13 protein-coding genes are annotated in these 13,118 nt (G+C 53.9%); 3 read left to right on the plus strand and 10 right to left on the minus strand.

Going from position 1 to position 13,118, the window contains the following annotated elements:
* Window positions 1–4: 4 nt before the first annotated feature.
* Genes F591_RS0113395 through F591_RS0113405 form a run of 3 tightly spaced genes read right to left on the minus strand, consistent with a single transcriptional unit; the run spans window position 5 to window position 3,253 of the window.
* On the minus strand, window positions 5–943 hold the full coding sequence (locus F591_RS0113395; protein WP_019535122.1) for a transketolase family protein: 939 nt from the start codon (window positions 941–943) through the stop codon (window positions 5–7).
* Entirely contained in the window at window positions 940–1,797 is an 858-nt protein-coding gene (locus F591_RS0113400; RefSeq protein ID WP_019535123.1) for a transketolase, read from the minus strand. The genes F591_RS0113395 and F591_RS0113400 overlap by 4 nt, the downstream gene beginning before the upstream one ends.
* 19 nt (window positions 1,798–1,816) lie before the next feature.
* Window positions 1,817–3,253 (minus strand): L-fucose/L-arabinose isomerase family protein, encoded by a 1,437-nt coding sequence (locus F591_RS0113405; RefSeq protein ID WP_019535124.1) that lies wholly within the window; start codon window positions 3,251–3,253, stop codon window positions 1,817–1,819.
* A gap of 299 nt (window positions 3,254–3,552) precedes the next feature.
* On the opposite strand from F591_RS0113405, the gene F591_RS0113410 reads away from it, so the two are divergent.
* Window positions 3,553–4,596, plus strand: a complete 1,044-nt coding sequence (locus F591_RS0113410; protein ID WP_019535125.1) for a LacI family DNA-binding transcriptional regulator — start codon at window positions 3,553–3,555, stop codon at window positions 4,594–4,596.
* 70 nt (window positions 4,597–4,666) lie between these two features.
* Here F591_RS0113410 and F591_RS0113415 read toward each other — a convergent pair whose 3' ends face one another.
* The 4 genes from F591_RS0113415 to F591_RS31425 form a co-directional block, all read right to left on the minus strand.
* Window positions 4,667–5,851 (minus strand): MFS transporter, encoded by a 1,185-nt coding sequence (locus F591_RS0113415; RefSeq protein ID WP_019535126.1) that lies wholly within the window; start codon window positions 5,849–5,851, stop codon window positions 4,667–4,669.
* A gap of 212 nt (window positions 5,852–6,063) precedes the next feature.
* A complete protein-coding gene (locus F591_RS0113420) occupies window positions 6,064–6,366 on the minus strand; it encodes an ArsR/SmtB family transcription factor (RefSeq protein WP_026326593.1) in 303 nt (100 codons plus the stop codon).
* Window positions 6,367–6,683: 317 nt separating this feature from the next.
* Window positions 6,684–8,183 (minus strand): malate:quinone oxidoreductase, encoded by a 1,500-nt coding sequence (locus tag F591_RS0113425; protein ID WP_026326594.1) that lies wholly within the window; start codon window positions 8,181–8,183, stop codon window positions 6,684–6,686.
* A gap of 411 nt (window positions 8,184–8,594) precedes the next feature.
* Window positions 8,595–8,783: a hypothetical protein gene (locus tag F591_RS31425; RefSeq protein WP_019535129.1), complete on the minus strand. Its 189-nt coding sequence runs from the start codon at window positions 8,781–8,783 to the stop codon at window positions 8,595–8,597.
* On the opposite strand from F591_RS31425, the gene F591_RS29595 reads away from it, so the two are divergent.
* Window positions 8,763–9,527, plus strand: coding sequence for a Gmad2 immunoglobulin-like domain-containing protein (locus F591_RS29595; RefSeq protein WP_019535130.1), 765 nt, complete (start codon window positions 8,763–8,765; stop codon window positions 9,525–9,527). The genes F591_RS31425 and F591_RS29595 overlap by 21 nt on opposite strands.
* A 241-nt stretch (window positions 9,528–9,768) precedes the next feature.
* Here F591_RS29595 and F591_RS0113440 read toward each other — a convergent pair whose 3' ends face one another.
* Window positions 9,769–9,969, minus strand: a complete 201-nt coding sequence (locus F591_RS0113440) for a hypothetical protein (protein WP_019535131.1) — start codon at window positions 9,967–9,969, stop codon at window positions 9,769–9,771.
* Between the two features lie 73 nt (window positions 9,970–10,042).
* Window positions 10,043–11,062 carry an alpha/beta fold hydrolase gene (locus F591_RS0113445; protein WP_019535132.1) on the minus strand — a complete coding sequence of 340 codons (1,020 nt, stop codon included), beginning with the start codon at window positions 11,060–11,062 and terminating at the stop codon, window positions 10,043–10,045.
* 143 nt (window positions 11,063–11,205) lie between these two features.
* Between F591_RS0113445 and F591_RS0113450 the strand changes: the two genes are divergently transcribed.
* Window positions 11,206–12,114, plus strand: a complete 909-nt coding sequence (locus F591_RS0113450) for a LysR family transcriptional regulator (RefSeq protein ID WP_019535133.1) — start codon at window positions 11,206–11,208, stop codon at window positions 12,112–12,114.
* 789 nt (window positions 12,115–12,903) lie between these two features.
* On the opposite strand, the gene F591_RS0113460 is transcribed toward F591_RS0113450, so the two are convergent.
* On the minus strand, window positions 12,904–13,118 hold a 215-nt coding region (locus tag F591_RS0113460; protein ID WP_026326595.1), incomplete at its 5' end, for an ATP-binding protein.

Genomic DNA, 13,118 nt, shown 5'->3' on the forward strand with positions numbered 1-13,118 from the left:
TCCCCTACTTGTTCAGCAAGTCCAGAGCGACTTGCCTGATGTTGGCCGCCGTGATTCCGTAATGGCGGAACACCTCCGCCGTCGTGCCGGCAATCGCGGGCTCGTCAGGAATGCCGAGCAGCTTCATCGGGACGGGCGCATGCTGCACGACGACCTCGGCCACGGCTGCGCCAAGGCCGCCGAAAATGCTGTGCTCCTCCACCGTGATAATCCGCCCCGTTTCCTTGGCCGCAGCGATCACGGCGGCTTCGTCCAGCGGCTTGATCGTATGCATGTTCAGCACCCGGCAGGAGACGCCCGCCTCCCGCAGCAGCGCCTCGGCGTCGAGGGCGACCCGCACGGTTTCGCCGGCGGCGATGATCGTAATGTCGTTGCCGCGGCGCATCGTGACCGCCTTGCCGATCTCGAATTCATAGTCGTCGCTCTCGTACACGTCCTCGACCGGGTTGCGGCCGATGCGCAGGTATACGCCTCCTTCTCGCTGCACCAGCGCCTCGATCATCCGCTTCGTCTCGTGGCGGTCGGCCGGCAGCATCACGTCGAGCCCCGGGATCGCCCGCGCCACCGCGATATCCTGCACCGAATGGTGCGACATGCCGAGCGCGCCGTAGCTGACTCCGCCGCTGATGCCGACCAGCTTGACATTCGTGTCCGAATAGGCGACGTCCACCTTGATCTGCTCGATGCTGCGCATGCTCAGGAAGCAGGCGGGCGAAGTGACGAACGGCTTCTTGCCGCTGTGCGCCAGCCCTGCGGCGATGCCGACGATGTTCTGCTCGGCGATGCCCACCTCCACGAACTGCTCCGGATAAGCCGCCGCGAACGGGGCCATCGCCGCCGAGCCCCGCGAATCGCTGGCCAGCACCATAATGTCGCGGTCCTCGCGGGCCAGCTCCAGCAGCGTATCGCAGATCACCTTCCGGTTCGGAATCGTATTGTTCATCGTTGCCGCACCTGCCCTTCCTGCTGCAGCCGCTCGGCCAGCGCGTCCAGCTCGGCCAGCGCCTTGCGCAAATCTTCATCGCTCGGAACATGATGATGCCACTTGGCGGAATTTTCGGCGAACGACACGCCCTTGCCCTTCACCGTGTTCGCCATCACCAGCGTAGGCTTGCCCGGGGCGGCCGGAACCGCCTCCAGCGTCTTCACCAGCTGGTCCATATCGTTGCCGTCGATGGAGACGACTTCCCATCCAAACGCAGCCCACTTCTGCTCCAGCGGCTCCAGGCCCATCACGTCCTCGGTCGAGCCGCTGATCTGCAGCCGGTTCCGGTCCACGATGCCGACCAGGTTGTCAAGCCGGTAATGCGCTCCGGCCATGGCCGCTTCCCAGACCGAGCCTTCCGCCTGCTCGCCGTCGCCCATGAGGCAGAAGACGCGGTATGCCCTGCCGTCCCGCTTCGCGGCCAGCGCCATCCCGACGGAGATGGACAGGCCGTGGCCAAGCGCCCCGGTGTTCATCTCCACCCCCGGCACCTTGTTGTTCGGGTGACCGATGAGCCGCGTGCCGAACTGACTGAACGTCTCCAGCTCCTCTTTCGGGAAAAAGCCCTTATCGGCCAAAATACACCACAGCGATTCCACGGAATGCCCCTTGCTGGCGATGAACCGGTCCCGATCCGTCCATTGCGGATTGCGGACATCGAGCTTCATGATCCGATAATATAACGCCGTCAATATATCCGTGTTGCTCAGCGAACCGCCCGTATGCCCCGCCTTGGCCCGGTGAATCATGGTCAGCAGGCTTTTGCGAATTTGGACAGCCTTCAGCTTAAGCTCCAAATTTGTTACCGGCATGCCGGTTCAACCTCCTTCATTACAGACCGGCGCCGCGCAGCCAAGCCTGGATTTCTTGCTCGGTCGGATCGACCGGGTCCGGCGTCACCCCGGGCAGATAGGTGCATGCTTCGTACAGCGCAGGAATCGCGTTCGCATGAATGCCCACAGAGTGATGCACGTACGGCCCCTTGACCAATTTCTCCTCCCACAGCGGCCAGTCGTTCACCTCGACCCATACATAAGAGCCGCGGGTGTACGGCCCGTCGATGCCGCGCGCTTTGCCCAGGAACAGCTGGTATTCCCCATGATCGCCGTCAAAACGGGCCAGCGTCATCTCGCCGCCGCGAATTTCGCCCTCGTGGGTGCCTGGCGCATGCGAATCAAACAGGAAGTGCTTGCGCAGCTTCGGCTTGTTCTCCACGCTTAAGGAGACCGGGAAGTTGCCGCAGTGGAACAGCAGCTCCCCGTTCGGGTTGTCCGGATGGCGGATCGTCAGATCGGCAAAAAAGGTCGGCGCCTCGTTCATTGTCGCCGCCTGCACCATCACCGAAGTGATCGCCCCGTGGATATCTGTCTCACAGGTGACGGGAATTTGCTCGTCGGTCAATATCGCATTCGCCAGACAGGGCATAATGCCCATCGCGTCCTGCAGGGACGACCAGCATTGGATGGCGATGGCCGTGCTGCCGGTATCCCGCGCGTACTGCCGCATCGCCACCTTCAGAGCGGCAATGCGCTTCACGTCGGCCTCCGTCACCTCGGACCAGTCGAGCTGCGCCTTGATCGAGTCCACAGCCTCGGCCAGCCCGGAGCTGTTGCCCCGCTCGATCCGCTGCGCCGCGCGCTGGATATCGACGAGCGTGATCGGGTGGATCTCGATGCCGAAGCGCTCCAGCAGTTCTCCCTCGTTGCAGATCATCGTCCAGAACGAGGCCGGCCGCGGCCCGATCTGCAATATGCGCAGGCTGCGGAAATGCTTCACGACGTTCGCCGCGGCGATAAAATTCGTAAACCCGCGCTCGAAGACCGGATCGTCCACGCGGCTGTTCGTCACGTACGTGAACGGCACCCCGAAGCGGCGCAGCACCTTGCCTGTCGCGAAAATTCCGCACTGCGTGTCGCGCAGCCGCATGCCGTCGGCCAGCGGCGCCTCGTCCCGCGGCCCCCACAGCAGCACCGGCTTGCCGAGCGCCTTGCCTACCCGGGCGACCGTGTCCTCCGTGCCGAAATTGCAGTGCGGAAAAAACACCGCATCGACATTCTCCCGGCGAAACCGCTCGATAATCTGGTCCGCGCCGATGTTGTCGTTGTACAGCAGCCCTTCCTCGTTGATGCCTTCCAGATCGACGATGTCCATGTCCAGACCGAAGCTGGCGATTTTCTCCCTGATCAGCGTCTTGTACTTGAAGGCGTCCTCCGCGCTGAACACGAAGCGACGGGTAGGCGCGTAGCCCAGCTTAAACGTTTTTTTCAAGCGTATTCCCTCCCTGTGTACAATTAACTTTTTTCTTAAACCATCGCTAAACAGAAACCGACAATAACTTCCGCAAATTCACTAAATACAAACTAAACAACACATATACAGAGCTCTGTTCACCCTAAATTTAACCTTGTTTCTAAGCGTTGTCAATCTATTTTTACTAAATTTTATTGATTTTCATGGCCTTTTTTATTAAAATTCAACTAACCAAATTTAGTTCTCTTGTCACTTTTGCTGAAAAGAAGTACACTAAATTTACTAAACATGTCGTTTGGCTATAGGAAATGGGGAACATGACTGTGAAAATGGAGGATATCGCCCGCCTCGCCGGCGTGTCCAAATCGGCCGTATCGCTGGCGCTCAGCGGCAAGCCGGGCATCGGCGCCGAGACGCGGGAGAAGATTGTGCGCATTGCCAAGGAGCACGGCTATCCGATCAAGGCAAGGTCGGCAGCGGCCGCCAAGTCCGGCGCGCTGACCTTGCTCGTCTTCGCCAACTCCGGCATCGTGCTGGAGCAGTATTACGATCAGCCGTTCTTCCGCGAGCTGATTCCATTCATCGAGGAACGGTGCCGGGCCAGAGGATTTTCCCTGCTGTTCAGCTCGCTCGATGGGGACGCGCCGGTTGAAGGACTGGCCGCTTCGATCGAAGGGACCGGCAGCGACGGCGTGATCCTGCTCGGCACCAATCTGTCCAAATCGCAAGTCGCGGACATCGCCGGCCGCCTCGGCTGCCCGCTGGTCGTGCTGGATACGTGCTTCGATACGCTGCCGGTTCATTTTATCGAAATCAATAATCGAATGGGGGCCTATCAGGCGGGCGTACACTTGTGCGAGCTGGGGCATACGCGGATCGGCTATATCCAGTCGAATGTGCGCATTCATAATTTTGCAGAGCGACAGCGCGGATTCGCCGAAGCGCTGCAGGAGCGCGGTCTGGCGGTTGCCGACAAGCATACGCTGTCGGTGGCGCCGACGATTCTGTCTTCGCAGGAGGAGCTGAAACAGCAGCTGCAGAGCCTGATCGCCGCAGGGGAACCGCTGCCGACCGCTTTCTTCTGCGAATGCGATTATATCGCCATCAGCGCCATGAAGACGTTAAGCGAGCTGGGCTGGCGCATTCCCGAAGATATTTCCGTGATTGGCTTCGACAACATTTCCGAATCCCGGATCGTGTCTCCGGAGCTGACGACCGTTCATGTCGCCAAGAAGCAGATCGCGTATCACGCCGTCGATCTGCTGATGCAGGAGCTGGAAGCCGAGGATCAGGACAAGGTGAAGATCAAGGTCGATACCCACTTCGTCGAACGCTCGTCCACCGCGCCGCCGAAATTGTAAACGGGCTGCCCGCCGAAGCTCAAAAAACCGGAATCAGATTCTTTCATCTGATTCCGGCTGCTTTGTCTGCTCAAGCGACCGCCTCGGTCTTTTGCTGTCCGGCACTCCTTCTCCCCCTTAATACCAGCGCCGCGGTGATGGCAATGGCGACGCCGACCATGCCGAACCACGTCACCGACGACAACGACACCTGATCGACGATCACGCCGCCGATCCCCGCTCCGGCCGCCATGGAGAGCTGCATCGTGGATTGGTTCAAGCTCAGCATGATGCCCGAATAATTCGGTTCGAGCTGCACCAGATTCATCTGCTGCGTCGGTCCGGTAGACCAGGCGGCAAACGACCACAGCGCCAGCAAGCCGACCACCAGCGGCCACGAATGGGTGAAGGCTACGGCCAAGGACAGGACGATCAGCGCGGCGACGTGAAGCACCATGCCTCTGGCCAGCGTCGGGAACACGCCCCAGCGATCCGTGCTGTACCCGCCCGCCTTGGACCCGATCAAGCTGGCGATTCCGAACACCAGCAGTGCGACGCTCAGCATCTGCTCGTTCAAGCCGGCGACATCGAGCAAATAAGGCGAAATGTACGTATAGGCAATCGAGTATCCACCCAGCCAAAAGAACGTAATGGCGAGCCCCAGCGCGACGTTCCCGTTTTTCAGAAAAGCCAGCTGCTTCGACAGCGGTACGGGGGCATCGCCCTTGACCCGAGGCATCGCTGCGGCCAGAATAACCATCGCCGCCAGCCCGGCCAGTGCCAGGAAGCCGAACACCGACCTCCAGCCGAACTCCGCCGTAGCCATGCGCCCCAGTGGGACGCCGATGATCAAGGAAGCGGTAAATCCCATCACGACCGTAGCAATCGCGCTCGCCTGCTTGCCGGGGGCAGCGATTTTGGCTGCAATATCGAGCGCCGTTACGACAACCATGCCTGCGCCCAAAGCCATGATGGCCCGAGCCAGCACGAACAGCCCGTATCCCGGCACCACAAACGACAACGCATTCGCCGCCACGAAGACGCCTAAGGCGATCACGAGCAACCGCTGTCTCGGCACCTTCGCCGTGAGCGCCATCATCACCGGGGTGCAAACCGCGTAGATGAACGAAAAGATCGTCACCAGCTGCCCCGCCGAAGTCACGGAAATCTCCAGCGTATCCGAGATTTTATCCAAAATGCCTGAGATCACATACTCCGATGTGCCGACCAAGAAACTGACCAACGCCAACAAGTAAACCTTCCATGTACTGGACAATGAAGTCACTGCTCCTTTGCTCCATAATGAATCGATATATTAGGAAATATCGATGTAATGGGTGTACGTTTATGACCAATACACAAACAACACATACCGCGGGGTCGCGGTGGAGATGGTCCGCGGAGTGCTGATTTATTTGTAAACATATCGCGATATGTCGATTTATGAGCTAAACAAAACCGAAATACGCATGACGTATTCCGCTCAGGCTAAAGCTCGCTATTCAGGAACGCGGCGACTTCCTTGATTTTGTCCTCGTCTCTCTTGTAATACGTAAATTTGCCGATCCGCTCCGTCTTGATCAAACCAGCCCGTTGAAGGATGGACAAATATTGAGAAGCCGTGGACTGCGTCATATTCAGCTTCTCCGTCACCTGACTGACGCACACCCCGATCGTTCGCATATCAATCCCTTCGTGGGGCACAAAATGCTTCTCCGGCTCCTTCAACCACTGCAAAATTTGCAGCCTCGACTCGTTGGCCAACGCTTTGAATACTTCGATCGGTTCCATATGTTTGATTATATCGAAGATTTCCGATATGTCAATGGGATTGGAGTAATTAGAGTCCTCCAAACGGAACAATTTCCCAATACTATAACGAGCGGTACAGATTAATCACTTGCAATGCGCCGCGAAGCATCCACCCACATTCTTAAAGAAAGGCCTGAGTCCCATTCGAATCCTGTGTATATTCCCCGACGATACAACAACGGATATCTACATTTAGTTTTTCTAAGGTACTAATGATTAACGCAATAAGTGCAATCGATCCGTTAAAAACGAAGTACCCTTCGTACAAAATACTGGACAAAGGCCGCTTTTACCAACTACTTCACCGTCTGCAGTTCGCTATTCAACTTCAGCGCTTGCGCGGTGAACGAATGAATCTCTTGAATAAGCCCCGGATTTTTCTCCAAAGATATCCCATAAGAAGGAATCATTTCTTTGATTTTCGGTTCCCATGCTTTGAGGTGCTGCGGGAAGCATTTTTCGATGACCTCAAGCATGACGGAGACCGCGGTCGAAGCTCCGGGAGAAGCGCCGAGCAGCGCGGCGATCGAGCCGTCGGCGGCGCTGACCACTTCGGTGCCGAATTGAAGCGTACCTTTGCTGGTCGGCGTATCCTTGATCACTTGCACGCGCTGGCCTGCGACCAACAGGTCCCAATCTTCGCTCTTGGCGTTCGGGATGAATTCCCGCAGCTCCTCCATGCGCTGTTCTTTGGACAGCATCACTTGCTGGATGAGATATTTGGTCAGCGAAAGGTTTTTGGCGCCTGCCGCGAGCATCGTGAACACATTATCCGGTTTGACCGAGCCGAGCAGGTCGAACATGGAGCCGGTTTTCAGGAACTTCGGCGAGAAGCCGGCAAACGGTCCGAAAAGCAGCGATTTTTTGTTATCGATAAATCGGGTGTCCAGATGCGGCACGGACATAGGAGGCGCGCCGACCTTAGCTTTGCCGTATACTTTGGCGTGGTGCTGCGCGACAATGTCCGGATTGGTACAGACCATGAACAGGCCGCTGATCGGGAAGCCGCCGATATGTTTGCCTTCCGGGATGCCGGATTTCTGAAGCAACGGAAGACTTCCTCCCCCGCCGCCGATAAAGACGAATTTGGCCGTATGGCGTTCGACAGCGCCGGTAGAGAGGTTTCGGACTTTCAGCTCCCACGAGCCGCCGCTGGTGCGTTTCAGATCGTCTACTTGGTGCTTGTAATGAATATCGACATTTTTGGTCTTTAAGTGATTGAAGAGCATCCGCGTTAAAGCGCCAAAGTTGACATCCGTCCCCGATTCAATTCTGGTCGCCGCAATCGGTTCCTTGATCGTCCGGTCTTTCATGATCAGCGGTACCCATTGGGCCAATTGCGCCGGGTCTTCGGAGTATTCCATCCCTTGGAACAGCGGATTGCTGGCCATCGTCTCGAAGCGTTTTTTTAGAAAAGCGACGTTCTGCTGCCCTTGAACGAGGCTCATGTGAGGCAGCGGCATGATGAAATCCTGCGGGTTGCGAATCAGATTGCTGTTGACCAGATAAGACCAAAACTGCATGGACACCTGGAATTGCTCGTTCACTTTGACGGCCTTGCTAATATCTATGGAACCATCCGATTTCTCGGAGGTATAGTTCAGCTCGCACAGTGCGGCATGCCCCGTTCCTGCATTGTTCCATTCGTTCGAGCTTTCCTCTCCCGCGCCGGCCAGCTTCTCGAACACGGTGATTTTCCAGTCCGGTACTAATTCTTTCAACAGTGATCCTAAAGTCGCACTCATAATCCCGGCACCAATTAAGATAACGTCTGTTTCGGTTTGTCTGTTGCTCATTTTTACCGTCCTAACCTGCTAATATTTGAAGAAAAAGCTGCACGCGCTTGCCTGGTCTACACAGCAAGCCAGGGTGTGACCTCGTCACACCCTTCTCTGAATCACATATCGCTACTTCAAAATCGATTAATATATTTACTATTATATGATAGTTATCTGATATTTTAAAGCCGGAAAATTCAGAGATGAAGTAGCATGGAATATACCCATAAAATAAAAAACCATAATAGCCCCTCAAGGCTTGGAACTCAGGATTCTTCGCTACCCTGCACGATACAGCTGAGCGGCTCTCTTGGCACCTACAGCCCGCTGTACGCCGTTCTTCTTCCAAGTCGCCACAATCGATGTTTCGCCAGCTTGAATCACCTCATGTGACGTTGGAAAGTGTTTGAATCAGTTAGTGTTCGATTACTACCTATCTTCAAAATGATAACCGCCTTTTTTGGGAAGCTCGTCTTCAAAGTCACATGAAGCTATCGCCTTGAATCCATAGTCCCCAAGTTCTGTCAGCAGTTTGGAAATTTCCCCAATATAAACTTTTTCTTCGACATCTTCAAAGCCTTGGACGCAGGCACCATCGTGCAAAAAGACGGAAAACATTGGCTCGTCACCGCCTACGTCGATAAAGACGGCAGCCCTTACATCGATGCCTACTCGTTCACGCTGAACGAACAGACGGTGCTGCGGACCGGCGAAGACCAGAACATATCGCCGGATCAGGTGGCGGTCGGCGCTCAAGTGGAGGTGTGGCATACGGGAGTAGTCCAAGAGTCGTACCCGGCTCAAGCTACAGCAGCCAAAATCATCCTGCTGGGCGATTCGCTGAAGGCGCCTGAGGAGATGATCAGCCAGCAGGAGGCGATTCAATCCGCCCTGCATTCGCTCACCGAAACGACGGCCGCCACGGCGATTAAAGACGTCTCGCTCGATTCGGACAACAGCTACTGGGTCGTAGATCTCGTTAATCATGAAGCACCCGATGCGCCGCAAACGGTGCACGTCGACGCCCGCTCCGGCCAGGTGACTTTGGACCCCATTGTGGAGAACGAGGCATTCCGAATCTTTTCGCCGAAGACGAAGGCGCACGTTCCCAACACCTTCACAGTGGAAGGGGAAGCCCGCGCATTCGAGGGGGCCTTTAGCTGGACACTGGAGGACGGGCATAATATTTTGGCCGAAGGGCACGAGATGGCAGATGCGGGGGCCCCGGCGTGGGGGCACTTCAAATTTGACGTCAGCTACGAGAAAGCCTCGCAGCCGAATCTGATGCTTATTCTGTACATTCATAGCGCCAAAGACGGATCCCCCCAGCATCAGCTGATCCTTCCGTTGAAAGCCTCCTAAGCGCAAGACTCCTATGGCTGTTCAAGAGCCGCTTCACCGCGGCTCTTCGCTGTGCCTACGGCGGCAGCGGATTAATCCCCTTAGCAGGCCAAATCGATCATAAGTCGCGGCAAGGAACATCAAGGGATGAAACAATATGATCTAGCATGGAATCCTTGATTATATGCCAAGACGGAAATATACGTAGCAAGAACAGTGCCGCAAGAAACCCATCACACCTGGGATGCCGGTGCGCTGCAGGCTAGGCCTGTCGTTCCTTCGCATACCCGAAAAATGTCATGCGGCCCTGTTCGTTCTCCGCAATACGGTACGGCTGGAGCTGGTCGGAATGTTTGCGGGCGAATCTCCCTTCGCCGATCGGATAGATCTCGATATGAAGATTGCCGGAAAATCTCGTAAAGTACGATTTGCCCTGAATCCATTCGACTTCAATCTTATCCACTATAAGGGGTGTACTACTTTAGTTCAATCGGGGCTTTTCCCTTTTTGAGTTCGAGATGATGCTAATGATAGATCTATCGTTTTGTACTATTTGCCAACAAGTCTTTTAGGTTATCATCAATAAATTGATTATCGGCGCTGTTGATTCCGCGGCCGGCCAAATGGCCCCAGTTCGACTTGATCGGGTTAAACACAGCATTAGGTATAAGCTTAGCCTCGTATTCGTTATCGTCTGCCGTGCAGAAGAGATCCGTGCTCCCTGGCATGATGCAGGCAAGAGCTCTAATACTTTTGAGCGCCTTATCAAAATCTCCGTTATAGGTGGGATTCGCGCTAATATCCGCAAATTGGCCTGTCCATAACATGGCGAGAGCATTGTGCGGGTCCATCTGCATAAAGGTTTTTTCCCAGACGCCAACCATAAATTGTTCCAATGAGTCAAATCCTAGCTCGCGATAAAGCTCCTCTCTGTAAAATGCCTGCGATAAGCCCCATCCCGCATAGACGCGGCCAACGGCGCGCATGTCTGCAGAAGTCAACTGGTTTAGTTTACTTAAGTCGAAGCCGACTGCAGCCATAAGCGGAGCTTTCATTCCCTCTAGAACCACATACGTTTGGGGCCAAGTCTTCGCCACACCGGCAAAAGGCGCTATTCGTTCTACCATGTCCGGGTAACTTGCTCCCCACTGGTAGGCTTGGATGCCTCCCATGGACCACCCGACGACGAGAGCGATCTTTTGAATGCCGAATTGCTCGGTCACTAGCCGATGCTGGATTTTAACGTTGTCATAGATGCTCACTTTCGGAAAATTTGCCCGGTCGAACGGGGGAGGAGTGTTACTGGGAGACGAGGATAAGCCGTTGCCCAGCAGATTCGGAACGATAATGAAATATTTCTCCGGATCTAGTGCCATGCCCTTTCCAATCAACCATTCATTCTGTACATGCTGGTCGCCAAAAGCGGTTGGATAGACGATGACATTGTCTTTCTTTTCATTCAATCTTCCATAAGTCTTATAAGCAAGGAATGCGCCCGGTAACGTCACTCCCGATTGCAAGGTTACGTCACCCAAATCAAAAATTTCATAATCCATCGTATTGTCTCTCCCTTCAAAAGGAAACTCAAGCATCTATCATTTATTTCTTGTGATTTAGTATAGATCCATGTTACTCTCATTAAAAGTGAATGAATTTGATAATAATGTTCAATATTTTTGAATATAAAGGGGGTTTCATGATGGAATTGCGCCAACTGAATACGTTCCGCACGGTTGCATCAACATTAAATTTCAGCCGGGCTGCGGAAGTGCTGAACTACGTCCCCTCTAATGTCACTATGCAAATAAAAGCATTGGAAGATGAGCTTGGTGTTCGTCTCTTTGACCGTTTGGGCAAGCAGCTCGTTCTAACAAATGAGGGGAAACGTTTTTTAACCCATATCCAAGTCGTTCTTAACCGATTGGACGAAGCTCGCAGCGTCGTTCATGAGAATGGGATTTTAAGCGGTACCCTAACGATAAGTGCTAACGAGGTTATTTGCGCCTATCGGCTTCCAGCCGTCTTTCAACTTTTTCGTTCGCGCCATCCGGGAGTACGCCTCATCTTCCGCTCCTTTTCCAATCAACAGCTGAAGGAAGCGCTTTTCGAGGGAACGGCGGATGTCGTCTTTATGTTGGACGAACCCATTCGCTCGAGCGGACTTGCAGTGGAACCGCTACTGGAAGAAACTTTTCGCTTTTTCGCCGCTCCAGACCACCCACTTACAAAACAAACTGTACTACAGTTGGAAGATTTTCAAGGAGAAGTGTTCTTGACAAATGAAAAGGGTTGTCCTTACCGAACGATGTTTGACCGGGCATTTGAGAAGGAGGGCATTGACAGTATCACATATTTAGAATTTCAAAGTGCTGAAGCTATTAAACAATGCGCAATGGTGGGAATCGGCATTGCCTTTCTACCTGAAATCACAGTGCAAGCCGAAGTTGAACGAGGCGAATTGGTTGCCCTACCATGGGAAATTCCGGAATTGCATGTGTACACGCAGATGTTATGGCATAAAGACAAGTGGCTTTCACCAATCATTTTATCTTTCATAGAAGCAACAAGGGAGGTTCTCGCTATCAAGGAAGGGAATGAATACGCATAATCTATTTAGGTTAGGAATAACACGCTTTTTCAGTGTAACCTGGGGCATTACCGCTTGCTGAGGGGGATTTTTTACGGCTTCGATGATATCCTGGGAGCGGCGCCAACGGTCGCCTGTCTCTTAGTATTCCGTGCCGAAGAAGAGCCACTTATGGATTCATTTGGCACTGATGATTTCTCCTTCATCCAACCAAAAAACTGCACTCCTCTGCAGGTCGCATGATTCGCAAATGGTTTAGCATTCATCCTCATAGACCATTCCTTCCCATCTCCGATTCAAGTATACGCCATCGATCAGCCCCTGCTTGTACATCATTTCAACGACGAATGCCAATTGAGCTTGTTCTTTTTCTTCGTAAGCAAATAGAATGGAGTGCTGCTCTTGGGGGATATGTTGGAAAAGCTCTTGGAACAAGGCTTGAAGTTCTTTCGATAATTTCTGATATTTTGCACTTTGCTTCAGTACGTTGCTCCCGACTTCTTTAGAGAAAAAGCTGGGTTACCGCCTTACTCACCGACTTCGGGTGATACAGTTGCAAGGGTAGAGGTTAATGGCAGGGCATTTTTTGGTGTTAACTCTTCAATTACAGAGCAATCTAGAATTGCTACTAAGGAACTTCGAGAGAAATATCTTAAAGAGATTCAATGGGTACCTCCAAAGAAAAAGGTTCCACAACATTTAGGGCACGCACAATCCCTAACACATGCAGAGTCTTATGCGTTGATTAGTGTCAACGCCGGAATTAATTTGACCCACTAGCGCCGACTTAAAATTGACCCACCCACAGTCTCACGTGTCCTTGTTGGCAAGTTGCAGACGATCTTTCAGGCGGTAGCTGTTGCCGCGAATGTTCAGGATGTGCGCATGGTGTAACAGCCGGTCCAGCACGGCCGTTGCCAGCACGCGATCCCCTAGCAACTCGCCCCATTCGCCGAAGCTTTTGTTGCTCGTGATCACAAGGCTTCCGCGTTCGTAACGCGCGCTCACGATGTGAAAGAACAAGT

The organism is Paenibacillus ginsengihumi DSM 21568, from assembly GCF_000380965.1.
GTDB classification, from domain to species: Bacteria; Bacillota; Bacilli; order Paenibacillales; family NBRC-103111; genus Paenibacillus_G; species Paenibacillus_G ginsengihumi.